16 protein-coding genes and 1 other RNA gene are annotated in these 21,983 nt (G+C 62.9%); 5 read left to right on the top strand and 12 right to left on the bottom strand.

Annotated features, from left to right (window positions below):
• Nucleotides 1-690: 690 nt before the first annotated feature.
• Complete coding sequence (locus tag M3O59_RS14830) at nucleotides 691-1,755, top strand: N(4)-(beta-N-acetylglucosaminyl)-L-asparaginase (RefSeq protein WP_116905338.1); 1,065 nt, start codon at nucleotides 691-693, stop codon at nucleotides 1,753-1,755.
• Complete coding sequence (locus M3O59_RS14825; protein ID WP_064634648.1) at nucleotides 1,752-2,489, top strand: copper homeostasis protein CutC; 738 nt, start codon at nucleotides 1,752-1,754, stop codon at nucleotides 2,487-2,489. The genes M3O59_RS14830 and M3O59_RS14825 overlap by 4 nt, the downstream gene beginning before the upstream one ends.
• 243 nt (nucleotides 2,490-2,732) lie before the next feature.
• On the opposite strand, the gene M3O59_RS14820 is transcribed toward M3O59_RS14825, so the two are convergent.
• Both M3O59_RS14820 and M3O59_RS14815 read right to left on the bottom strand, forming a co-directional pair.
• Nucleotides 2,733-4,084, bottom strand: a protein-coding gene (locus M3O59_RS14820; protein WP_409350118.1) for an IS3 family transposase whose coding sequence is annotated in 2 segments (ribosomal slippage) — nucleotides 2,733-3,628 and nucleotides 3,628-4,084 — 1,353 coding nt in all. Because the reading frame shifts where the segments join, the coding sequence is not laid out codon by codon here.
• Nucleotides 4,085-4,922: 838 nt separating this feature from the next.
• A complete protein-coding gene (locus tag M3O59_RS14815) occupies nucleotides 4,923-6,008 on the bottom strand; it encodes a sialidase family protein (protein ID WP_064633630.1) in 1,086 nt (361 codons plus the stop codon).
• Between the two features lie 108 nt (nucleotides 6,009-6,116).
• Here M3O59_RS14815 and M3O59_RS14810 point away from each other — a divergent pair.
• Nucleotides 6,117-6,193, top strand: a non-coding RNA gene (locus M3O59_RS14810) — sX9 sRNA.
• Nucleotides 6,194-6,596: 403 nt separating this feature from the next.
• Nucleotides 6,597-6,926 (top strand): RebB family R body protein, encoded by a 330-nt coding sequence (locus tag M3O59_RS14805; RefSeq protein WP_116905953.1) that lies wholly within the window; start codon nucleotides 6,597-6,599, stop codon nucleotides 6,924-6,926.
• 57 nt (nucleotides 6,927-6,983) lie between these two features.
• Here the strand turns inward: M3O59_RS14805 and M3O59_RS14800 are convergent, their stop codons facing one another.
• The 8 genes from M3O59_RS14800 to M3O59_RS14765 all read right to left on the bottom strand — a co-directional run bounded on the left by M3O59_RS14800 (nucleotide 6,984) and on the right by M3O59_RS14765 (nucleotide 17,166).
• Nucleotides 6,984-7,184, bottom strand: a complete 201-nt coding sequence (locus tag M3O59_RS14800) for a hypothetical protein (protein WP_116905954.1) — start codon at nucleotides 7,182-7,184, stop codon at nucleotides 6,984-6,986.
• A gap of 306 nt (nucleotides 7,185-7,490) precedes the next feature.
• Nucleotides 7,491-8,234 carry a M48 family metallopeptidase gene (locus M3O59_RS14795; protein ID WP_373419018.1) on the bottom strand — a complete coding sequence of 248 codons (744 nt, stop codon included), beginning with the start codon at nucleotides 8,232-8,234 and terminating at the stop codon, nucleotides 7,491-7,493.
• Nucleotides 8,234-11,524, bottom strand: a complete 3,291-nt coding sequence (locus M3O59_RS14790) for a type I restriction endonuclease subunit R (RefSeq protein ID WP_116905956.1) — start codon at nucleotides 11,522-11,524, stop codon at nucleotides 8,234-8,236. Before M3O59_RS14790 ends, M3O59_RS14795 begins: the two co-directional genes overlap by 1 nt.
• Entirely contained in the window at nucleotides 11,521-12,819 is a 1,299-nt protein-coding gene (locus tag M3O59_RS14785) for a restriction endonuclease subunit S (protein ID WP_220375936.1), read from the bottom strand. Before M3O59_RS14785 ends, M3O59_RS14790 begins: the two co-directional genes overlap by 4 nt.
• Before the next feature lie 125 nt (nucleotides 12,820-12,944).
• Nucleotides 12,945-14,033, bottom strand: coding sequence for a virulence RhuM family protein (locus M3O59_RS14780; protein ID WP_239687008.1), 1,089 nt, complete (start codon nucleotides 14,031-14,033; stop codon nucleotides 12,945-12,947).
• A gap of 162 nt (nucleotides 14,034-14,195) precedes the next feature.
• Nucleotides 14,196-15,062: a BRO family protein gene (locus M3O59_RS14775; protein WP_181920563.1), complete on the bottom strand. Its 867-nt coding sequence runs from the start codon at nucleotides 15,060-15,062 to the stop codon at nucleotides 14,196-14,198.
• A complete protein-coding gene (locus tag M3O59_RS14770; RefSeq protein ID WP_116905959.1) occupies nucleotides 15,055-16,563 on the bottom strand; it encodes a type I restriction-modification system subunit M in 1,509 nt (502 codons plus the stop codon). Before M3O59_RS14770 ends, M3O59_RS14775 begins: the two co-directional genes overlap by 8 nt.
• A gap of 15 nt (nucleotides 16,564-16,578) precedes the next feature.
• Complete coding sequence (locus M3O59_RS14765) at nucleotides 16,579-17,166, bottom strand: restriction endonuclease subunit S (protein ID WP_181920564.1); 588 nt, start codon at nucleotides 17,164-17,166, stop codon at nucleotides 16,579-16,581.
• 156 nt (nucleotides 17,167-17,322) lie between these two features.
• Here M3O59_RS14765 and M3O59_RS14760 point away from each other — a divergent pair, with 156 nt between their 5' ends.
• Nucleotides 17,323-17,583 (top strand): XAC0095 family protein, encoded by a 261-nt coding sequence (locus M3O59_RS14760; RefSeq protein WP_064633646.1) that lies wholly within the window; start codon nucleotides 17,323-17,325, stop codon nucleotides 17,581-17,583.
• Nucleotides 17,584-17,658: 75 nt separating this feature from the next.
• On the opposite strand, the gene M3O59_RS14755 is transcribed toward M3O59_RS14760, so the two are convergent.
• Together M3O59_RS14755 and M3O59_RS14750 are read right to left on the bottom strand one after the other, a co-directional pair.
• On the bottom strand, nucleotides 17,659-19,500 hold the full coding sequence (locus tag M3O59_RS14755; protein ID WP_116905961.1) for a glycoside hydrolase family 35 protein: 1,842 nt from the start codon (nucleotides 19,498-19,500) through the stop codon (nucleotides 17,659-17,661).
• Nucleotides 19,501-19,586: 86 nt separating this feature from the next.
• Complete coding sequence (locus tag M3O59_RS14750; protein ID WP_116905962.1) at nucleotides 19,587-21,929, bottom strand: GH92 family glycosyl hydrolase; 2,343 nt, start codon at nucleotides 21,927-21,929, stop codon at nucleotides 19,587-19,589.
• Nucleotides 21,930-21,983: the final 54 nt, after the last annotated feature.

The raw sequence follows: 21,983 nt of genomic DNA, 5'->3' as shown, positions 1-21,983 counted from the left end.
CAGCTGCGTTTGCTGCCGCGCGCTCGACGTGTAGGGATGGGTCCAGCGACGGCGGCGGCGAAAATGCCGGCGCGGCCGCTGGCGTCGGCAACGACGGGTGAGGCGGGTTCGTGCGAGCAGGCGCTCAGCAGCAAGGCGAGCGCGATCAGGCTATGACGTGGCATGGGAAATCCTTTGCGTGGCGAAGGTGGATGAGTGAACAACCGGATAGCCCGAGGTCGCCGTGCACTGCGCCTCTGTCAGTGAAACGGGCCAGCGCAGCGAATGGGGTTAACCGGACGGAAAATTTTTTCGCCGGCCCTGCGTGCCCTGCGTGCGCTGCGGCACTGCAGCTGGACCGTTGCCCGTAGCCGTGTCGTGACGGGTTTCAATCCCTTCTCCCACCGGGAGACGGTGGCGCGCAGCGCCGGATGAGGGTGCGACGAAGAGGGCAGGGCTGGCTGCCTCCTCTGCTCGACCAGGCGCGATTCGGCATGGCTGCGCATGGCGCCTTCCGTCGCCTGCCGCGTGTTCGATCCACGCATCGAACACGCGGCGGTCCAGCCACGCTCGGCCCAGCCAAGCAACGGTTGTGCGTGGATCCGCACACGACAGCGCCGCAATGCGGTTTATCCGCACGCGACGCTGCCGCATGATGGAAGGCTGTTGCCGCACTGTGCGGCCGCCCGTTTCCATCATGGAGTTGCCCGGATGATCCAACGTCGTCACTTCCTCAAGAGCGCCACGCTGGGCGCGATCGCTTCCGGGCTGGCCGGCTGGGGCGCACGCGCGCAAGCCGCGGCAGGCGCCACCCCGGGCGTGCGGCCGCCGGCGCTGCCGCGTGGTGCGGCACGGGTGATTTCCACCTGGGATTTCGGCATTGCCGCCAATCAGGAGGCCTGGAGAATTCTCGGCAGCGGCGGCACTGCGCTGGATGCAGTGGAAGCCGGCGTGCGCGTGCCGGAAGCGGACCCGACCAATCCCACCGTCGGCCTGGGCGGTTATCCGGACCGCGACGGGCGGGTGACGTTGGACGCCTGCATCATGGATCACCTGGGCAATTGCGGCGCAGTGGCATCGCTGGAAGATGTGGTGCACGCCATTTCGGTGGCCCGCGCGGTGATGGAGAAAACCCCGCACGTGATGTTGGTGGGCGATGGTGCGCGTCAGTTCGCGTTGGAGCAGGGCTTCCCGAAAACCAAGCTGCTCACACCAAGCTCGGAAGCGGCCTGGAAGGAATGGCTGAAGACGTCCAAGTATTCACCGGAAGCCAATATCGAAAACCGCGCCTGGCGCGATGCCAAGTTGCCGGGTGGCAAGGATAATCACGACACCATCGGCATGCTGGCGCTGGATACGCACGGCAACCTGTCCGGTGCCTGCACCACCAGCGGCATGGCGTGGAAAATGCACGGTCGTGTGGGCGACAGCCCGATCATCGGTGCGGGCTTGTATGTGGACAACGAAGTGGGCGGTGCGACCTCGACCGGCGTTGGCGAAGAGGTGATTCGTAACGTCGGCAGTTTCGCGGTGGTGGAAATGATGCGGCAGGGCAAATCGCCGGCCGATGCCTGCCGCGAGGTGGTGATGCGGCTGATCCGTCGCAAGCCGGAGCTGACACGCACCTTGCAGGTCGGCTTTCTGGCGATGAACAAACGCGGCGAAGTGGGTGCGTTCGCGATCCAGAAGGGCTTCAGTTACGCGGTGTGCGATGCGCAGCGGCAAGACCTGTTGGTGCCTGGCGAGAGCCATTACACCAGCGAGCCGGCGGCATGAGTGCGTTGGGGCTGGAGGTGGCGGCCGATTCGGTCGCTTCGGCACTCGCCGCGCAAGAAGGCGGGGCCATGCGCGTGGAGCTGTGCGGTGGGCTGGACGGCGGCGGGCTGACGCCGTCATTCGGCACGCTGGCGGTGGTGCGCGAGCGTTTGCGGATTCCGCTGTATGTATTGATTCGTCCGCGCGTGGGCGACTTCGTGTTCGACGCTAGCGAAGTGGAGGTGATGCGTCGCGATGTGGAGCAGTGCGTGCGGCTTGGGTGCAATGGGGTGGTGCTGGGCGCGCTGGACCGGCATGGGCAGGTCGATCTGGCGACGATGCGTGTATTGATCGAGGCAGCAGGGGCGTTGGGGGTGACGTTTCATCGTGCGATCGATGTCAGCGCCGATCCGTCGCGCGTGCTGGAAGATGCGATCGCGCTAGGCTGCAAGCGGGTGCTGACATCGGGTGGGCGGGCAACGGCGCTTGACGGCATCGAGACCATCGCCGCGCTGGTCCGTCAGGCCGGCGATCGGATCAGCGTGATGCCGGGCGCGGGCGTATCGGAAAGCAATGTGCTGGCGCTGCGGGCCAACACCGGCGCGCACGAGTTTCATGCCTCATCGCGCGTGCCGGTGGCAGCGCAGGTACATGCGCCGCATGCGTATATCACTGACCTGGGCGGCGACTATCAGCGTACCGACGTGGCGCGCGTGCGGCGGATCGTGGGGCTGTTGCACGAGTCGGCAGAGTGAGGTCTCTTACTCGATAAGGGTTTCTCAGTCGGTGTTGCTTGGCAGCTGAAGCGGCTTGTGACTGCAGCTTTGCCAAGCTGTCTTCCGAAAGACAGGTCATGTCACGTTGGTTGAGTGCTGCGCGGGCTCATGTGCAGAGCGTTGATCTGCGGATGGTCTGACTGGCCCGTGCCCGCCCACCATCGCAGGACACGCCGTGAATCCGTCCCTGAAGTGACCCCCAAAAGCTGGACAGTTGGGCGATCAGACAGCTAGCTCGGCCTGTTGCCGGTACTTTACCGGGCTCAGGCCGTTCAATTTCAACTTGATCCGGTCTTCGTTGTAGTACCTGATGTACTCCACCAGCCCGGCTTCTAGGCGTTCGATGCTGTCAAAGCTGTTGAGGTAGAAAAATTCTGACTTCAGCGTCCCGAAGAAGCTCTCCATGGCCGCGTTGTCCAAGCAGTTGCCGCGTCGGGACATGCTTTGTTTCAGAGAATGGTTTGCGAGCTTATGCCGGTAATTTTCGTGCTGGTAGTGCCATCCCTGGTCAGAGTGGATCATCGGCCGAGCGTCGGGTGACAGTTTCTTGATTGCCTGATCCAGCATCTGACCTACCAGGTCCAACACCGGCCGGCGTTTCATCTGGTAAGCCACAATTTCGCCGTTGTACAGATCCATGATTGGTGAAAGATAGAGCTTCATGCCCTGCACCTTGAACTCGGTGACATCGGTCACCCACTTCTGGTTAGGCATAGCGGCTTCAAACTGGCGGTCCAGTACATTGGGCACGATGACATTGGCTGCGCCCTTGAATGCGCGGTAGCGCTTGATGCGTACCCGCGATTGCAGGCCCAGTGCGGCCATCAGACGCTGCACCCGCTTGTGGTTGATCGCCTCACCCTGATTGGCCAATTCCAGTGTGATGCGGCGATAGCCATAGCGCCCTTGGTGTTCATCGTAAATCGCGCGGATGCGCTCACACAGCGCGACCTCGCCCTGATCGGGATGGGCCAGGGCATGCATCTGGTAGTAAAACGTGCTGCGTGATAGCTCGGCCGCTTCGAGCAAAAGCGGCAGTGCGTGGGTCTGCCTCAATCCTTGGACGGCGTGCGCTTTGTACGCTGCGCCGCCTGCTCTTGCTGGATCAAGGCATCGAGTTTTTTTAGGTAGGCCGTCTCCGCACGCAGGTAGGCCACTTCCTTGAGCAGCTCATCGCGGCTCATGTCCTCGGCGGGCTTGGACGAGCTGGTCTTTTTCATCGGTTTGTGAGGCGGCAATGGAGGTGGCGCTAACGCTTGGGCGCCGCCGTCAGCATACAGCCGTTGCCACTGTGCCACCGCGCCGGCACTGCCTATCTGGAAGTAGCTCGTGGCCTCGCGCGCAGACATCCCCTCCTGGCGCATCTTTTCAAGAACCTCCAGCTTGAACGGGACATCGTAGGACCGAGGCTTGCGGTCAAACCCGCGCCAACCATGTAGCCGGTAGGTCGCTGCCCAACGCCTGACCGTAGAGAAATCCAGACCATAACTGCGGGCCACCGCCTTGAGCGAGATTGAGGTCTTGCAGGCCTCCTTGGCGACCTGAAGTTTGAAGCGTGCGTCATATCGATTCATGAAATCCTCGGAGTTGGACGGGGTGTCCAACTTCCGGGGGTCACTTCACCCTGGAGGCTCTGGCGCGGCATCCATGACTCCAAGGGTCCCGCGACGGTGGGCGGGCAAGGACCAATGGAGTTGGTCGGTGCGTAGAGTTTTCAACAGAAGAGCTTTCAGCGACGCTCTGGTGCGCTGTCTTCGTTCTTCAACAAAACCACCAGCCAACTTTCTGGTGCGGTGTCCTTACCGATTGCGGGACCGTTAGCGGCATGGATGCCGCCATCGAGCCCCCCTGGACGGGTTAACGGCGTGTCCCGCGAGCGGTGAGGGCACCGCGCACTCGAGTTCTTAGCGTTTTCTGCAGGGCCCTCGCCCGCCCACCATCGCGGGACACGCCGTGAATCCGTCCCTGGAGGCTCTGGCGCGGCATCCATGCCGCTCAAGGTCCCGCGACGGTGGGCGGGCAAGGACCAGTGGAGCTGGTCGATGCGCAACGTTTTCAACAAGCGGCCAGCAAGCCGCGTTATGCGGTGTTCTCGTTCTTCAATAAAGGCACCAGCCAACTGTCTGGTGCGGTGCCCTCGCCGATTGCGGGACCGTTGGCGGCATGGATGCGGCCATCGAGCTAAAGGGACGGGTTTGTGGCGTGTCTCGCGAGCGGGGAGGGTTCCACGCACTCGACCGACGCCGTGAATTTTGTGCAAGGACCAGTCGACTTGGTTTGTAGGCAAGTTACCAGCGGCGCGCACGCGATGGCATCCGCATCGACGAGCCCATCCAGGCGCGTCGGTTATTGCACCAAGCCTCAAACCAAACGTTGCGACACCGTTGCTAGTGGCGCATCACTCATTACGACTCACTTCTCGCTGCCAACAAGCCGTACCGGATCGATCACGACGTGCTTGATGCGCTGGCGCTTCCAGGTGTAGCTGATGTGTACCAGGCCGTCGTGGGTCTGGATGACGGCCGGATAGGAAAACTCGTCTTTTTCGCTGTTTTCCAGTGTCAGCACGCGCTGCCAGTGCGTGCCGTCGTTGGAGACGGCAACTGCCAGGGTGCCACGGCCGTCCCACCAGTCCTTGCCTGCAACCCCAGGGTTATAGACCAGTAATGCACGGCCATCGCGCAACATCACTGCATCCGTGCCGGAATTGGGATTATCCACCTCGAGCAACTGCATCGGCTGCCAATGCAGGCCGCCATCGCTTGAGAACGTGCTGAAGAGTTTGTTCTGCTGGCTGCGGCCAAGCGCCTGCAGGCGGCCATCGGGGTGCAGCAGCAGGCTGGGCTGGATCGCGCCGATCGCGCCCGCATCGTTGAGCGGCATGCCGCGCTGCCACTGCGCGCCGTCATCGTCGCTCCATTCCAGATGCGCGCGCCAGCCGCGGTCTTCGCTGCTGCTGGGCGCGAGGATGCGACCATTCGGCAACTGCACCGGCTTGTTCTTGATCGGCCCGAGGATGCCGTTGGGCAGGCGCTGTGGTGGTGACCAGTGCGCACCGTCATCCGTCGAGGTGATGCGCAGGCCCCACCAATCGCGCGGATTGGGGCCGAGTTTGTAATACAGCTGCACCGGCCCGTTGGCCGGTTGAAACAGCACCGGATTCCAGGCCGGCACTGCAGCGCCATCGGCGCCGGCGTGCGCACCATCGGCGATGCGGCGCGGTGGCTGCCACCGCTGCGCGCCGCGCTGGGTAAGCCAGATGCCGACGTCGGCCGCGCCTTCGTGCGCACCACCAAACCAGGCGGCCAACAGGGTGCCGTCGCGCGTCTCCAGCAATGTGGATGCGTGTGCTTGCGGGGTTGGGGCCGGGTCGGCGATGAATTCGCTGAGCACGATCGGCGAGGGCGGCGACGTTGCCGGCTGCGCCAGCGCAGCTGACACACCAAGGCTCGCGGCAAGGCTTGCAACGAGGCGCCTCATCAAGCGTGACGAATGCATCGTGATCTGGTCCTGTGATGAATTGAAAAACTAACTATTATTTATCGAGGGCAGCTGACAAAACTACTGCGTGGCCGCCATGCGCGCGCAGCCGGTGTTCGGAATCTGATCCACCACTCGTCCACTCCGTTTCTGAGCGCACCGTCTGCGCTCACCTGACGACTGCTCGCCACGTGTTGCTAGCCGCTCCAAAGACCAGGTGCGCAGCCCCGTCGGGGCGGCGCTAGTCGCCGATTAGTCTGATGAGTCGCGATGTCATGCCAGACGCTCTGCTGTGGCATTGGCCGCACTTGAGTGGCTGGGAGGACTGCTGAAAGTATGAGAAAAGCCTGCGCCTGGGTGAGCGGTTGCTGTCCGGCATCGCATACAGGTGCACGATCACAGTCGTGCTGCGACGCGCATTGAGAAGTGGCATTGCGGGGATCGAGTTACGCGCGGGGCGGTCGCTATCGAGATGGCACGGTGTGCAGCTGGCGTGCTGTTGTGTCGGCGCGCGGCGCGATGGGGAAAAAATCGTGGTTGGTTTTTAGCGACCATTGGCCTGCAGAACGTATACCGCCGTGCATCCATCCACTCAGGAGCACATCCATGGCGTTTCCCACCGCAGTCAACGAACAGATCACCGATGCCGTCACGCAGTCCAACGTCAAGGTCGTAGGCGAAGCGCCGGCCATGGCGATGGGGACGATGTACCAAGGCATGACCCATGCGGGCGACATCCTGTTTCAGGACGCAGTCTGTGCGCAACGGCAGCAGAACACAGTGGCGCAGGCGGCCACCAACCAGGGCGTGATGCAGGTCCACGGTGTCGGCACGTCCGCATCAGCAGCGGATGTCGAGAAGGTCGCGCACGGCGGCGTGACAGACAATCTCGCCAGCCTGCTGACCGTGCTCAAGGCGTTCAACTCGTCCAAGTAACAGCCTCTGGCGACAGCGTCGGTGCTGTCGCCATTCCCGCAGAGGCCAGCGCATCGCTCAGGCGGCGTTGTCGTCGCGCGCTTGCGGTGGCAGCAGGGTCTGCGGCTTCTTGGCCGATTCGGTCTGGGACAGGAACGTCATCAGGTGCGCGGCCTCGGCACTGCCCATGGGCTTGCTGTGGATCTGCTCTGCGAAGGCGTGCTGGGTGTGTTCCGGACCTGCAGGGACGGATTCTTGTGCAACGGTGGACGACGACATGCAACGCTCCTGGAACCTGCAATCAGGCCGTCTACGTAGCAACCAAAGCGCCCGCGTAACGGTGTCAGCCGGTGATCTTGCCTGGAATCTGCGCCGTCCGATACCTGGATGGTACGGGCGGTGCAGCGGCACCGGACGTTCTGATAACGGCGGGCAGGCTCAGGTCTGAAGCGCCGGCCGCCAGACTCCTGACGTTTGTTTAATCTATCGTTGAAGGCATTGCCAATTGGCAAGCGACCTGCCCTGTCGAAGCCGCACCGATGGCGTTGGCTGAAAGCTGCCTGCCGTCCAAAGACCAGCTCTGGCTCAGTGACGTAATGCCAGCTCGGCCAGGCCATCCAGGCGCATTTTGACGTTTCGCCAATCCGGCATGTGGGCATCGAGCAGGCGGTAGAACGCCTTGCCGTGGTTGTGGAACTTGAGGTGACATAGCTCATGCAGGATGACGTAATCGATGCAGGCGCTAGGAACACGGATCAGGGCCAGATTCAGGCTGATTCTGCCGAGAGGCGAACAACTTCCCCACTGGCGCTGCATCGGCCGCACCGCCAGGGGCGGTGACTGCTTGATCCAGCGTAGGTGCTCGGCCATGGCGTTCACGCGTTGCGGCAAAACCTGCCTGGCGCGCTCGCGCTGCCAGCGTTCCAGCGCCGCGCGTATCGCCTCGGGGGCACGGCTGGGGAGGCGGATTTCGAGGTAGCCGCCACGTAAGCGCACGCTGTGCAGTTGGTCGTCCAGGATTACCTTCAGCCGGTAGCGTCTGCCCAGGTACAGCACGGTTTCTCCACTGACGTATGCGTAGGGTGCGACATGTTTCAGGCGGCTTTCGATTGCTGTCAGGTGCAGGTGGATCCAGCGCGCACGCCGGGTGAGCGCCTGCCTGATCTGCGCCTGCGTTGCCTGCAACGGCGCATCCAGCAGCACCTGGCCGTCAGGCTCCACATGGATGGCCACCCGTTGGGTGTGCCGTGCCGCAGATCGGCGGATCTTGCAGTAGATGCGGCGCTCGCCATAGGTCACCACCACGTGGGCATCGGCCGGATCCTGGATCACGTGCGACTCAGTCCGACACGCGTGATCTGGATCACCTGTTCCACGATGAGTTTGGCGCGGTCCAGCCCCAGTAGATCAAAGATCAGCGGAAGCAATGTCTGGCGGATTTGCGATTCGATGCTGTGCAGGTTCAGCGAATGCTCCGCGACGGCGTTTCGGACCACTTCGTCGATTGTGGTGGCCAGTTCAATCAGTTGCGCCATCTCGGCAGCATTCTTGGCCTGCATCGCCTCCTCGCCCAGCCCAAGCCGGATGGCCCCGAAGTAGGCGCTGGCACGCGGATTGTCGGTCAATGCGAGAGGAATGCCAGGTGTTTGCTCGGATGCCATCCGCTGTTCAAAGGTCTTGAAGACTGCGTACTGCCTCAACGGATGGTCGAACATGGCTTCTGCCTCGGTGATGGCCTGCCGCAGCAGCTCGCCGAAGACCTTTTGTGCGTAAGGATCGCCTGCCAGGTCCTGTTCGATGGTCTTACGTAGCCGGGTTTGGATCAGGTCCGCCTCATTGCGGGTTTTTTCGTCAGACCATGACTGTGGGTCCTGTGGCTGGCCCAGCTCATGTACCACGTAGGCGCCTTCGGGTTCACGGACCTCGCGGCCGATCACCTGCTTGTCCACCAGCTTGCGGATCTGCTCTTCGTAAATGCCGTAGTCCACTGTCTCCATCGCGTCCTGCCGGGCGATCAGCCGCAGGCCAGAGAAAAAGCGCAGATCCTGCTTGTAGCGATCGATCAGCGCGTCTGGAAAGGCGGTGTCTTCAAAGAAGCTACGCGAGGACAAGGCAGTCTGCAGGCAAAGGCCGAATTCTGTCAGTGCCGCATAGAAGTCTTCGCGCACGGCCTGGCGTTCGTCGTAGTCCTCGCCATCGGCGCCGTGCACGAAGTGCGGGATCAGGCGTTGTCGGAACTGTTCAAGGTCGCGGCGGTTGGTCACCCCGTCGAAGAACGCCCATAGCCGCGCATGCAGTGCCGGCAAGCGTTTATATTCGCTGCTGACCGCGTGATATAGCCCCTCCAGGTCGGCCACGTCGAAGCCCGCCTGCGTGCGGGTTTCCAGATCACGGTAGGCGCGCACGGCGGTATCCAGCTCCGGCAGGATGCCGCGGTAATCCACCAGCAGGCCGTGGCGCTTTGCATCGTGCAGGCGGTTCACTCGCGCTACCGCCTGGATCAGGTTATGGCCCTTCAGTGGTTTGTCGATGTACAGCACGCCATTGCGCGGTTCGTCGAAGCCGGTAAGCAACTTGTCCACCACGATCAATAGATCTGGGTCGCCCTCGCCACCGAAGGCGTGCACCGTTTCGCGCTCGTAGTCTTCCGGGCTGATGCGGGCATCGGTCATGGTTTGCTTCCACCACTTGTGGATGTCCGGCGCGTTGTCTTCATCCACCGTACTGTTGCCCTCGCGGGTGTCGGGTGGGGAGATCACCACGGCGCTGCTGGCCAGGCCGGTCTGGTCCAATGCGCGCTTGTAGCGGATTGCGTCGCGCTTGCTGTCGGTGGCCACCTGGCCCTTCAAACCAAGCGGCTTGACGTGCTCGTGGTAGTGGGCGGCGATGTCCCAGGCGATCAGTTCGATGCGGTTTTCGGCGCCATACACCGCGCGCTTGCTGGCGAACTTTTTCTTCAGATCACTGCTCTGCGCCTCGGACAGCCCGGCGGTGATCTTGTCGAACCAGCGGTTCACCGCCGCTTCGTTGACATCCAGCTCCGGCACGCGTTCTTCGTACAGCAACGGCGCCACCGTCTGGTCTTCCACCGCGCGCTGCATCGAGTAGGCGTGCAGGATCGGGCCGAACTTGTTGGCGGTCTTTTCGTCCTTCAGCAGCGGGGTACCGGTGAAGGCCAGATAGGCCGCATTGGGCAGCGCCTTGCGCATGCGTTCGTGGGTTTCGCCGCCGTGGCTGCGGTGGCCTTCGTCCACCAGTACGATCAGATCGGGCGAGGGATTGCGGCACTCGGGCAGCTTGGCGGCAGTAGTGAACTTCTGCACCAGCGAGAAGGTGATGCGCTCAGTGCCCTGGCCGATGCGCTGCGCCAGGTCGCGGCCGGTGGTGGCCTTGCTGCGCTCGCCGTCCTTGCGGGTGGCGACCGCCGAGCCGAACGCGCCGCCGCTCAGGAAGTTGCGCGCCAGCTGGGTTTCCAGGTCGGTGCGGTCGGTGACCACCAGCACCCGGCATTCCTGCAGGGCCTCATCCAGCAGCAGCGCCTTGGTCAGGAACACCATGGTGAAGCTCTTTCCCGAGCCGGTGGTGTGCCAGAGCACGCCGCCCTCGCGGCTGCCATCGGGCCGGAGCTTGCGCAGTTGCGCCAGCAGTGCACGGATACCGAAGAACTGCTGGTAACGCGCCACCAGCTTGCCCACCTTGCGGTCGAACAGCACGAAGTTGCGCAGAACCTCCAGCAAGCGGGCTGGCGTGAGCAAGCCGGCCAGCAGCCGGTCCTGCTCGGTGGGCAGCATAGGGTGCGCCCATAACGCCTGGCAGTAGGCGCGCAACGGTGCCGGCTTGCCGGCCAGCAGCACATCGCGGGTAGCCGCGGGCAAGGCAGCGTTTTTGAGGCGATGCAGATACGCCTCGTCGAACTGCTCATCGCGCCAGCGCGCCCAGAATTTGGCCGGGGTTTGGGTGGTGCCGTAGCGTGCCTCGGTCAGGCTGAGCGCCAGTAGCAGCTGCGCGTAAGCGAACAGCTGCGGAATCTCCTCACTGCGCTGGTTGCGCAACTGCTGGCTGATGGCCTCGTCCACCATCGACTTGCCGGCATGCCCGGCATTGGCGCGCTTGGTCTCGATCACCACCAGCGGCAGGCCGTTGACGTAGCCTACGATGTCCGGGGTGCGGGCATGCGTGCCCTGCGCAGACAGCACCTCGCATTCCTCGGTGATGTCCCAGCGGTTCGCGGATGTATCCGTCCAGTCGATCACCGCGATGGTGGGCTGGTGCTTCTTGCCGTCGGGCATGAACTCGGTGACGGTGATGCCCAGCGCCAGCCGCTTGTACAACGTTTCGTTGGCGGCCAACAGCCCCTCGCCCAGCGGCAGCGCCGACAGCTCGCGCACGATCTGGTCGATGGCGCCGGGCGAGAGCGGATACTCCTGACCCTTGTAGCGGTATCGCCGCGTTTGCAGCACCTCCAGCAGCCGCGGCACCAGCAGCACTTCGCGCGTGCTGCCGCGCAGCGCCAGGCAGTCCGCCGCGCTCAGGTACTGCCAGCCCAGGTTACACAGCAGGTGCAGTGCGGGCAGCTGCGCGCTGGCCTGTTCGCGGGTGTCGGGGGCGCTGTGGCTCATGCGGTGCTTGCCCCGCCGGCGGGCAGGCGCACGCGGCGCTTGCCGGTGATGAGTTGGGACATCAACGCAGACTTCTCGCGTTTGAGCGCTTTCAACTGCTTTGAAATGGCGGCGATCTCACGACTTGCGATGTCTAGGATTTCTACGATGTGCTGTTGCCGTGCCAGAGGGGGAATATTGAATGGCCAATTGAGCCAGTGGTCGACCTTGAAAATCATTTTTTCAACGTGCACGCCGATGCTGGAATGGAAGCACGTTTGCTGAAAGTAACGCGTCTCGGAAAGATAGCGTAAAAATTGCAGGTCGATCTCGCCATCCGTGTTGAGAACAGCGTATTCGTTGGAGACTACTGCTCCATCCAGCGCTGGTGGCACGATGCCGCAGGCACCGTGCACGATTTGACGCTTTGAAATGAGGAAGTCATCCGTATGAACATAGAACTGCGTTGGCGTTTTGACTTCTTTCCCTTGTAAGACCTCGCGCAGTGCTACGCCGCCCCGAGACCGTTTGACGGTCACAAGTGTGTAGGTCTCGTTTTTCGTCAAGACTGCCTGGCGACGCACTTCCTTGAGATGGTCACCCAATTGGATACGACGCCATTCTGGTGGGGCGGGCGGCAACGTGGGTATGCCAGGTTGCACCGACGCAGGAAAATTGTTGTTTTCCGCTGGCGCTGAACTATCTGGATTGGCAGAAGGCAGGTGTAGGGTAATGCCGATTAGGGCGTTCCATTGCATTCGGCCATTTGCCAGCAGATGTTCAGTAGTGGCGATGGCTTGATCCCAGGTGGAGAGGATGTGGGCGATCTGATTCTGCTCGGCAACGGGAGGCAGCAGGACCGGAAATGCCTTCAACTGCGAAGAGTTGATGCTTGCAAGGTTGGTGCTGCGTTTTGCGCATCCGAGGAAATATGTGCGTCCGTATTCGCTCCCAGATAGCGCGGATAAAAATAGTGGATTGACCAGCTCTCGCTTGGCACGGACTGCGAAAACGTGATTTTGATGCAGGCAAGGATCAATCGTGCCGCTCCAAACGGCGCCTCGCCCCAGCTTGTCGAAATCGCCGCCCTCGGTCATCAGGATGTCGCCCGCCTGGAGCGAGTACCGATCGATCTGATGCCTTTCCACAGCAATCGTCTTTACCTCGCTGAGGTCGATAAAGCCATCCTGCACATTTGCCACGCGAAGATAGGGAAGTTCCACCGGGTCAGTCAGACCAGTTTTCCCTTTCGCCACTCCAGTGCGCACATCCGCAACTTCGTGAAGCGGTCGGCGGCTCCAGCCCTCAGGTAGCATCACGGCTTTCCTTGTAACTTTTCTTCGTATCGACGGTTGATGTGATGTGAGCGGTAGGCAAGAAGCCACATGCGGGATTGCCGGTTGGGAATAAAAAAGGTGTTTTTGGCATCGCGTTACTCTCGTCATTCGGAAGCACGACTGCCTCCTTTGCGCGCCAACCTTTCCACCGACTCCAGCGCCTTGATGTCTTCCTTGTCCGCCGCCAAAGCCTCTTCCTTGCGACGTTTCGCATCGAGCAGCGCATAGCGCTCATGGACGATCTGCTGCATGCGCTCGTGGCTCACAGTGCCGGCATCCTTCAGCAGCGGCCGTTCGTTGAATTCGACGAAGCGGTCCACGTATTGGCGCCAGTCGTCCATGCGCAGGTCATGTCGCTGGCTGGTGCGGTCCTCGGCGTAGTCCAGGAACATCGCGGCGATGCGGTTCAACTGGGTGATCTCCTCGGCATGCAGGTAGTTCTTCGCCACGATGACATCGGTCTTGCGCACGCGCCCGGCCTTCCAGCCGGTCAGCGCCATATTGGGCCGGTCGGGATCGGCACGCTCCACGATCAGTTGTGCGGCGGTCTTCTGGGTGACGGCGTAGAGCATCTTGTTCTGCACCATGGCAAAAAACTGGCCGGTGGCGGTGTCGTCGTCGCGGTAATCCACCGACAGCGCGAACAGGTCGCGGATCTTCTGGTAGAAGCGCTTCTCCGAGGTGCGGATGTCGCGGATGCGTTCCAGCAGCTCGTCGAAGTGGTCCCAGCCGGCCGGGTCCTTCAGGCGCGCGTCGTCCATCACGAAACCCTTGACCAGGTACTCGCGCAGGTGGTTGGTGGCCCACTGGCGGAACTGGGTGCCGCGCGGGGACTTCACCCGGTAGCCGATGGCCAGGATCATGTCCAGGTTGTAGAGCTTCAACGGCCGCCGTACCTGGCGGGTGCCTTCGGTACGAACCATTAAGTCATCTTTAATGGTTGCCCCGGCCTGCAGCTCGCCTTCGGCCAGGACGTTCTTGATGTGGATGTTGATGTTGGAGACGGAGGTCTGGAACAGCGCGGCCAGTTCCAGCTGGCTGAGCCAGACGCTGCCGTTCTCGGCGCGCAGATAGAAGCGCGTTGCGCCGTCTTCGGTGGCGTAGAGCACAAGTTCGCCGTGCGTGTTGTCCGCCCCCTCGGCACCTGCGGTGGCCGAGGGGGGGGGCTGGTCAGGATGTGGGCGCTTACGCATCGCCAGTCACCTCCAGCCAAGCGGCCACCCAGGTCCGGAATTGAGAGGCACATCGCTGCAAACCGGCTTGGGCGGTTGTCGGCCTAACCCAGGCAAGGGGGGGGTCACATTGACCCCCCCCTTGCGGCAAGTGCTTGATTTGCCATGAGACGAAATGGAGGTTCATCGTGCGTCCTGGTCGTCGTCCGTGTCCTGCCCCAGCGGCGGCGTGGCGTCCTTCTGCAGCCGCTTGATGCTGGTCTGCGGGGTAGGCAGGTGTTCCGGCAAGGTTCCGCCCAGTTCTTCGATGGTCTTGCGCACGGTCTGGCCGACAGCGTAGTGCGTGCGGTTGGCCGCAGTCTTGCCATGCACGTTGTCGCGGCGCAGCTTTTCTTCGGCCTGCGTGGCCCGGAATAGGTTGGCGGCCAATTCGGTGCTGCCCATGTGGTCGAGGATCTTCTGGCTTTTCTTCAGCGCCTTGCGCGCGTGAATGTCCTTTGCGCCCAGGCCGCCGTACAGGCCCTTGTAGCCGTGGTCCTGGAAGACGGCGTACTCCAATGGCGTTTCCACGCCGGCCTGTTTGGCGGCCGCCGCCAGATCCTTGTTGTGCTGGCTGATCTGGTCGCGCAGGAACAGGCGGCGCTGATTCTCGCTCAATGCATCGAAATCAGCTGCCTCTTCGCCCTGGATGCGTTCGTTGCCGATGCGTGCCAGCCAACGCTTGAAGGGTTCCGCTTTGGGCGAGGGGATGGATTGAATGATGCGCAGCGCGCCTTCCAGCGTTGTGCAATTAAGCTGCTGTGGTCCGCCTGGCGTGGTGACGCGCAAGGGGCGCACCAGACTGTCCCAACTACTGGACAGTTCCTCATCGCGGCGACGCAGGTTGCGCAAATAGTTTTCCGGATTTTCCGAGTCGCTCAGGGCAGCCACCACGTCGATGACTGCAAACCACCAGCGGCCCTCGTGCCAGGTGCGTCGTACTGCTGTAGCGCTCTGTGCGGGAAAGCCGTTGTCGGTATCCATGGCGATGTCTTGTTTGTCGTCACTCATAGCCAAGCTCCTTCAAATACGCGGCCATCTGCATCTCCAGTTTTGCCAGCTCGCCCTTCAACTGCTCGCGCTCGCGGCGCACCGCCATCAGGTCGATTTCGGCTTCTTCCTCGAAGGTATCGACATAGCGTGGGATGTTGAGGTTGTAGTCGTTGCCGGCGATCTCGGCCGGGCTGGCCAGGTAGGCGTATTTGTCCACGCTCTGGCGCGCCTGCACCGTGTCCAGGATGCGCTGCAGGTCGCTTTCGCGCAGCAGGTTCTGGTTCTTGCCGTCCTGGTAGTGCCGGCTGGCGTCGATGAACAGCACGTTCTTGTCTTTTTTCTTGGTGCGCAACACCAGCACCGCCGCTGGGATGCCGGTGCCGTAGAACAGCTTTTCCGGCAGGCCGATCACCACGTCCAGCAGGTTTTCGTCGATGAGCTTCTGGCGGATGCGGCCCTCAGCGGCGCCACGGAACAGCACGCCGTGCGGCACCACCACCGCCATGCGGCCGCTGCGCGGCTTCATGGTGGCGATCATGTGCAGGATGAAGGCGTAGTCACCCTTGGTGCGCGGCGGCAGGCCGCGACGAAAGCGGTCGTGCGGGTCGTTGCCGGCGCTGTCGTAGCCCCATTTTTCCAGCGAGAACGGCGGGTTGGCGACGACGATGTCGAAGTCCTTGAGGTGGTTGCCAGCCAGTAATTTAGGGTTGCGAATGGTGTCGCCCCATTCGATGCGGTGGTTGTCTTCCCCATGCAGAAACATGTTCATCTTGGCCAGCGCCCAGGTGCTGCCGATGGCTTCCTGGCCGTACAACGCATACTTGCCGGTGCCGGTGCGCTCGCGGATCAGGCGGCCGCACTTGAGCAGCAGCGAGCCGGAGCCGCAGGTAGGGTCGCAAATGTCATCGCCCTGTTGCGGGTCCATCAGGCGCGCCATCAGCGCGGAGACTTCCGGCGGGGTGTAGAACTCGCCGGCCTTCTTGCCGCTGCTGGAGGCGAAGTTCTTGATCAGGTACTCGTAGGCGTTGCCGATGATGTCCAGCTGGCCGATACGCGAGGGGCGCAAATTGAGCGCCGGCTTGGCGAAGTCTTCCAGCAGATGGCGCAGCAGATCGTTTTTTTGCTGCTCCTCGCCCAGCTTGTTGGCGTTGAAGCTGATGTCCTGGAATACGTCGCGCAGCTTGCCCAGGTTGGCGTCTTCGATGGCGTGCAGGGCGGTGTCGATGCGCTCGCCATTGCCGGGGCGGTGGCGCTGGTCGTACAGCGTGTAGAAGTTGGCGCTATGCGGCAGCACGAAGCGCTCGCTCTTGAGCAATTCTTCGATCAGGCCAGGCTTGTCGCCGTGTTTGGTCTTGTAGTCGTCATAGTGGTCCTGCCAGACGTCGGAGACGTACTTCAGGAACAGCATGGTTAGCACGTAGTCCTTGTAGACGCTGGGGTCCACGGTGCCGCGGAAGGTGTCGCAGGCGCCCCAGACGGCGGCGTTGATGGTGTCCTGGGCGATATCGGTCTTGCTCATGGGAGTTCCAAAGGCTTAGGCGAGGAGGCGCTCGGCGAAGATCGCCAGCTCGGTGGTGCGGTTGTCGATCAATGCGTGGAGGGTGGCGCGCTCGGCCTGCGCGGCCTGGTCGATGGCGATGGCGGCGCGTTGGACCTGTAGCGGGGGTAATCGAATCAGGGTGCTGTCCAGGACAGCGCGGCGAATGCTTAGCTGGTTGCTGCCTTCGGCAGATTGGCGCAGGTAACGTTGCGCCGGGGCCTGGTTGAGCTGCCATGCAAGAAAGGCTGGCAATAACCGGTGTGGCGCCTTGACCCGGATGACGTAGATGTGGGGCGAGCAAAGCGTGCGCGGCGGCGGTGCCTGTGCCAGCGCTGCGAAGGTATGTGCGCCCCTGGCGATGAAGACGATGTCCTGGTCCTGTAGCCAATCGGGCTCTTTGCGCCCTTCGACTTCTGTTGCAACAAGCGTGTTGTAGGCGCAAAGGCCGGTACGCGTGACATCCCTGGTCTGGATGACACGGACGCTGCCATCGGCGACTTCAGGGATCGCGCCCCGGAACGGGTAACCCATACGGGTGTCGGCCAGTTCGGATAGCGTAAAATTGACTGCATGATTCGACATGAAGCACATGGTGACGCAGCATTGTTCGCCAGTCAACAAAGTTTCGCTTCATTCGAAATGAAGCAATGAAAATTGGAAAAATTGCTTTATCTAGCTGGTAGCATTCAAGCCAGGTGCCGCAGCTACTGGCGCCACTCACCTGCTGCTGGAGGATGGATGAGACAAGGACCCGACGCAGCCGGCTCATTGCCCGGCTACTACCTGCCGGAGCAGGCGCAGTACCGCCTGCAGAAACTAGGAGACCACATGCGTTTTTTGGCGCGCATGGCCGAGCCGCGCACACGCAGCGAAGAGCAAGCACCGCGTGCGGCGATCCGCATGGACGAACTGGCGTTCTGCATGGAGCTGCTGGCCGAACAAGTGCAACAGGTTCTTGAGCAAGCGCGCCGGCCGGCAACGCTAGACGTTGCCGAGTAAGTGACTGACGAAGGACGGCGCTTGCGTTTGCGCCGCTGCGCGATCGCATTGCCGTTTCTGGAACAGCGGGCGTGGTCAATCGTTCGGCTTGAGCCACACCTGCTGCTTCAAACCGCGCACGCTGGGCTTGGCGGTGCTGTCCAGATCGAACACCACCACGGTGTTGTCGCCCTTGCGCTGGAACGGCGCGGGGAAATACAGCGCGGTCTGCGGGCCGATGGCCCAGTGGCGGCCGAGGTTGACGCCGTTGGCCCAGGCGAAGCCCTTGCCGAAGCCGTGCATGTCCAGATAGGTGTCGGTGGGGGTGCCGATGCGCAGCGTGCCGCGGTGGAAGGCGGGGCCTTGCACAGGCTTGCGGGTCCAGCCGCGCAGGCTGTCGGGCGAGCGCATCGGTAGCGGAAACGCCTGCCAGCCGGTGAGTTGTTGGTTGTCCAGCAATACCGGGTCGACCAGGCCGGCGCGGCCGTCGGCCATGCGCTGGCCGTAATTGATGCGGCCGCTGTTTTCGACCAGAACATCCAGGGTGTGTTGGCCGGCCGGAATGTCCACGTTGATGGAAACCTGTTGCAGCCGGCGTTCGACGCTGCCGACCGGTTGTTGATTCACATACACGCGCGCCACATCGCGCACCTCACCCAGATACAGCGCGCCCTTGCGCGGGCCGGTAATGGTGGTGCGGTAGAGGATGTAGCCATAGTCCTGGCCGAAGTGTTCCATCGGTTGCGGGGTGTCGATGGCGATCGGTGCGGGCAGGTTGTCCCACAGCGAGGCGGATTCGCGCAGCTGGGTTTCCGGCAGTGCGGCGATGGCGATCGGCGCCGGCAGCGCGGGCGGTTGCACGCCGGTGACGCGGGTGATGGCGTCGCGCATCAGTGCGAACTTGGGCGTGGGGCGACCGGCTTCGTCGAGGATGGCGTCGTAGTCGTAGCTGGTGGTCTGGGGTGCGTAATGGTCGCTGGGATTGCCCAGGAAATTGGCGCCATTCATGAAGCCGAAAGTGGTGCCGCCGATGAACATATAGAGGTTGGCCGAGTGGCCCTGGCGCAGGATCCACTCCAGTTCTTCGGTTTGTTGCCTGGCATCGGTTGCGGCATGCGGCTTGCCCCAATGGTCGAACCAGCCGGCCCAGTATTCGCCCACCATGCGCGGTTGCTCGGGGCGGAACTTGATCAGCTTGTCGAAGGCGCTCTTGGCTTCGCCTGGCGCAAAATTCACCACTGCCAGGGTGTCGGGCAAGGTGCCGTTGGCGAGCATGTCGGCGCCGTCGGAGGTAAACAGCAATGCCTTGTCGAAGCCGGCCTTGACGAACATGGCGCGGTTGTCGGCCATGTAGGCATGGTCGTCGTCGTAGGAGCCGTATTCGTTCTCCACCTGCACGGCGATGATCGGGCCGCCGTTGTGGTTGAGCAGCGGCTGCACCTGTTTGGCTACCGCGTCCAGATACGCCTGACTGGCGGCGAGAAAACGCGGGTCGCGGCTGCGCACGCGGATGTTGTCCTTGCCGAACAACCAGGCCGGGTAGCCACCGGCTTCCCACTCGGCGCAGGCGTAGGGGCCCGGGCGCAGGATGACGTTGAGGCCTTGTGCGGCGGCTTCGCGCACGAACGCGGCGACATCGTTGTTGGCATCGAAATCGAACTGGCCTTGCTGCGGCTCGACCAGGTTCCAGAACACGTAGGTTTCTACGGTATTCAGGCCCAGTGCGCGCGCTTTCTGCAGGCGGTCTTTCCAGTAGGCGCGCGGAATGCGCTGGAAATGGATGGCGCCGGAGAGGATCTGGTAAGGCTTGCCGTTGCGCACGAACTGCGTGCCCTGCGTGCCGACGCTGGGCCAGCGTTCGGCGTCTGCGGCTGCAGCGGTTAAAGGCAGCGCGAGTGCGAGAGCCAGAACGAGGGGGCAAAGGGTAGTGCGCAACATGGGCGGTTCTCGACGGTAACGCGTGATGGATGGCGATGAAACGGAGCGAAGCGGCAGGCATGGGCAGGCGGTGTGCCCGGCCTGTCTTACGCAAACGACGGCGGCAGATCCTGCTTGTTCGCACCGAAAGCGGGATTCGGCTTGGACCCCATGACAAATTCCAGCGTGCCGCCTGCTGCCAGATCGGCATGGCGCAGCCAGGCGCGGTTGAGCGGCTTGCCGTTCCAGGTCAGCGATTGCACGTACACGTTCTGCGCGCTGTTGTTGTTGGCCACGATGCGCAGGGTGCGGCCGTTGCCCACATCCAGCGTGGCGCGCTTGAACAACGGGCTGCCCACGATGTAGTTGCCGCTGACCGGATCCACCGCATACAACCCGAGCGCGCTGAGCACGAACCACGCACTCATCTGCCCGCAGTCTTCATTGCCCGATAGACCGTTGCGCGCGTCGTGGTACTGCTCGCGCAGCAAGCGGCGCACCATCGCCTGGGTCTTGTACGGTTGCCCGGCATAGGCGAACAGATACGCCACGTGGTGACTGGGCTCATTGCCGTGCGCGTACTGGCCGACCAGGCCGTCGATGTCCGGCGGTGCGTCGGCGGGCAGGTCGGAGCTGGTGGAAAACAGCTCGTCCAGCTTGGCGACAAAGCCGTCGCGGCCGCCGTACAAGTCCATGTAGCCGTACAGATCGTGCTGATTGAGGAAGGTGGCCTGCCAGGCATTGGACTCGGTGAAATCGCGCCACTTGGCGATGTGCCCCATGCCGCGCGGGTCGAACGGTGTGGCCCAGCTGCCGTCGGCAAGCCGCGCCTGCACGAAGCCGCTGTCGCGATTGAACACGTTGCGGTAATTGCGCGAGCGTTCGCGCAATGCGCTTGCATCATCAGTGGCGCCCGCAGCTTGCGCCAGATGTGCGCAGGCCCAGTCGTCGTAGGCGTATTCGAGCGTGCGGCTGACCGCTTCGTCCACTTTGTCGGCAGGGATATAACCGAGTTTGCGGTACTCGCCCAGGCCGTGGGTGGTGTCGTCCATTGCCCGTTTGCGGTACGCCGGCCATGCGGCCTTGTAGTCGATGCCGGTAAAGCCCTTGGCATGCGCTTCGGCCAATACCACGGCCGAGTGGTAGCCGATCATGCAGCCGGTTTCCACGCCTTGCAGTGGCCAGATGCCCACGCCGTCCGGGCATTCGTTGGCGCCGCGCACCAGGCATTGCACCAGGTCGGGCACGCGCTCTGGCTGCACCAGCGTGAGCAGCGGATGCGCGGCGCGGTAGGTGTCCCACAACGAGTAGGTGCTGTAGTTGTGGTAGCCGGCAGGCGCGGTGTGGATCTGCAGGTCCATGCCGCGGTAGCGGTTGTCCACGTCGGAAAACAGCGTCGGTGCCAGCAGGCTGTGATACAGGCCGGTGTAGAAGATGCGCCGTTGCGCCTCGTCGTCGCTGTCGATGCGCACGCGGGCCAGTTCTTTTTCCCAGGCGGCGACGGCTTGCGCATGCACGCGCGCGAAGTCGAAGTCGGGCAGTTCGGCGTCGAGGTTGGCCAGGGCGTTGTCGGCGCTGACCGCGGAGATACCGACCTTGATCAGCAGCGGGGCGTCGGATGCATCGGGGAAGTGCAGCGCAGCCTTGAGATGCACGCCGTCGCTGCTGCGCGCATCGGCAGCCAGCGGTTGGTCTTCGTTGTACAGCTGCACGCGCGCAAACGGGCGCGAGACGCGCAGCGCGAAGTAGATGTAACGGCCCTTGGCCCATTGATACACGCGACGCCCACCGGTGAGGGTCTGTGCGTCGACCACGCGCAGCTGCGCATCGCTGACGCGGGTGGGGATGCCGGGTTTGTCCTGCATGCCATGGCACAGGTCCAGCAGCACGTGTGCCGGCTTGCCCTTGGGAAAGTGGTAACGGTGCAGGCCTGCGCGCGCGGTGGCGGTGAGTTCGGCATGCACGCCGCTGTCCTTGAGGCGCACGCGGTAGTAACCGGGCGATGCGGCTTCATCGGCATGGTCGTAGCGCGAGCGGTAGCCGGCGTCCGGATTGTCGAGCGGGCCGGGCACCAGCCTGACTTCGCCGGTGGCGGGCACCAGCAGGAAATCCAGCATGTCGCCGATGCCGGTGCCGGACAGATGCGTGTGCGAGAAACCCATGATCGAGCCGTCGGACTCGTGATAGCCCGAGCACGAATCCCACACCGCGTTGTAGGTGTCCGGGCTCAGCTGCACCATGCCGAACGGCAGCGTGGCGCCGGGAAAGGTATGGCCGTGGCCACCGGTACCGATGAAGACATCCACATGGCGGGTGAGATCGGCGCGGGTGTGCGCGTCGGCCGGCAGCGCGTAGTTGCCGGCACGCGCGCGGGCCATGCCGGGCAGGCCGACGCTACCGAACAGTGCTGCGGCGATGGCACCTTGGAGAAAACCGCGTCGTGTTGCCATGTGTGTGGTCTCTGATGTCGCGAGGTGGGTGCGCCGTACCCTCATCCGCCCTTC

This window comes from Xanthomonas nasturtii (assembly GCF_023337365.3).
In the GTDB taxonomy this organism is placed as follows: domain Bacteria; phylum Pseudomonadota; class Gammaproteobacteria; order Xanthomonadales; family Xanthomonadaceae; genus Xanthomonas; species Xanthomonas nasturtii.
This window is presented reverse-complemented; position numbering and strand designations above follow the sequence as displayed.

Excerpts from the sequence above, each read along its gene's own strand:
- M3O59_RS14790 (WP_116905956.1), bottom strand. The coding sequence starts at position 11,524 with ATGAGCCACAGCGCCCCCGACACCCGCGAACAGGCCAGCGCGCAGCTG.
- M3O59_RS14785 (WP_220375936.1), bottom strand. The coding sequence starts at position 12,819 with ATGCTACCTGAGGGCTGGAGCCGCCGACCGCTTCACGAAGTTGCGGAT.
- M3O59_RS14780 (WP_239687008.1), bottom strand. The coding sequence starts at position 14,033 with ATGCGTAAGCGCCCACATCCTGACCAGCCCCCCCCCTCGGCCACCGCA.
- M3O59_RS14755 (WP_116905961.1), bottom strand. The coding sequence starts at position 19,500 with ATGTTGCGCACTACCCTTTGCCCCCTCGTTCTGGCTCTCGCACTCGCG.
- M3O59_RS14805 (WP_116905953.1), top strand. The coding sequence starts at position 6,597 with ATGGCGTTTCCCACCGCAGTCAACGAACAGATCACCGATGCCGTCACG.
- M3O59_RS14830 (WP_116905338.1), top strand. The coding sequence starts at position 691 with ATGATCCAACGTCGTCACTTCCTCAAGAGCGCCACGCTGGGCGCGATC.
- M3O59_RS14825 (WP_064634648.1), top strand. The coding sequence starts at position 1,752 with ATGAGTGCGTTGGGGCTGGAGGTGGCGGCCGATTCGGTCGCTTCGGCA.
- M3O59_RS14815 (WP_064633630.1), bottom strand. The coding sequence starts at position 6,008 with ATGCATTCGTCACGCTTGATGAGGCGCCTCGTTGCAAGCCTTGCCGCG.
- M3O59_RS14800 (WP_116905954.1), bottom strand. The coding sequence starts at position 7,184 with ATGTCGTCGTCCACCGTTGCACAAGAATCCGTCCCTGCAGGTCCGGAA.
- M3O59_RS14750 (WP_116905962.1), bottom strand. The coding sequence starts at position 21,929 with ATGGCAACACGACGCGGTTTTCTCCAAGGTGCCATCGCCGCAGCACTG.
- M3O59_RS14770 (WP_116905959.1), bottom strand. The coding sequence starts at position 16,563 with ATGAGCAAGACCGATATCGCCCAGGACACCATCAACGCCGCCGTCTGG.
- M3O59_RS14775 (WP_181920563.1), bottom strand. The coding sequence starts at position 15,062 with ATGAGTGACGACAAACAAGACATCGCCATGGATACCGACAACGGCTTT.
- M3O59_RS14760 (WP_064633646.1), top strand. The coding sequence starts at position 17,323 with ATGAGACAAGGACCCGACGCAGCCGGCTCATTGCCCGGCTACTACCTG.
- M3O59_RS14765 (WP_181920564.1), bottom strand. The coding sequence starts at position 17,166 with ATGTCGAATCATGCAGTCAATTTTACGCTATCCGAACTGGCCGACACC.